Below are 441 nucleotides of genomic sequence, written 5' to 3'. Positions count from 1 at the left end.
GAGTGTGCTGGCCTGCGGCACCTGCGACACCTGCCTGCGCGGCCGCCGCAACCAGTGCGAGCGCGCCGTGCTGACCGGGCTGACCGCGCCGGGCGCGCTCGCCGACTACATCGTGGTGCCCCAGACCGCCTGCCACCGGCTGTCCCTGTTGCGGGAGGGCGGCTGGAGCCGTCAGGACACGCTGCTGGCCGGTGCGCTGCTGGAACCGCTGGGCTGTGTCTACAACGCCGTGTTCGTCGAGGGCGGCGGGATCCGGCCGGGGGAGCGGGTGACCGTCCACGGCCTGGGGCCGCTCGGCCTTTTCGCCGGCGTGCTGTGCCACATCGGCGGGGCGAGCCGGGTGGTCGGAGTGGACCCGGTACCCGGCCGCCGGGACCTCGCACAGCGGCTCGGCTTCTCCGCCTGCCTGAGCCCCGGCAGCGCCCAGACCCCGCTGCGGGA

1 protein-coding gene is annotated in these 441 nt (G+C 75.5%); it reads left to right on the top strand.

Features of this window, described 5'->3' with window-relative positions; translation table 11 throughout:
• A partial coding sequence (locus VR44_RS31065; RefSeq protein ID WP_045950958.1) for an alcohol dehydrogenase catalytic domain-containing protein occupies positions 1–441 on the top strand: 441 nt, incomplete at both ends.

Source organism: Streptomyces katrae (assembly GCF_000966975.1).
In the GTDB taxonomy this organism is placed as follows: domain Bacteria; phylum Actinomycetota; class Actinomycetes; order Streptomycetales; family Streptomycetaceae; genus Streptomyces; species Streptomyces katrae.
The sequence above is the reverse complement of the archived record's forward strand: the minus strand, read 5'-3'. Positions and strand labels throughout refer to the sequence as shown.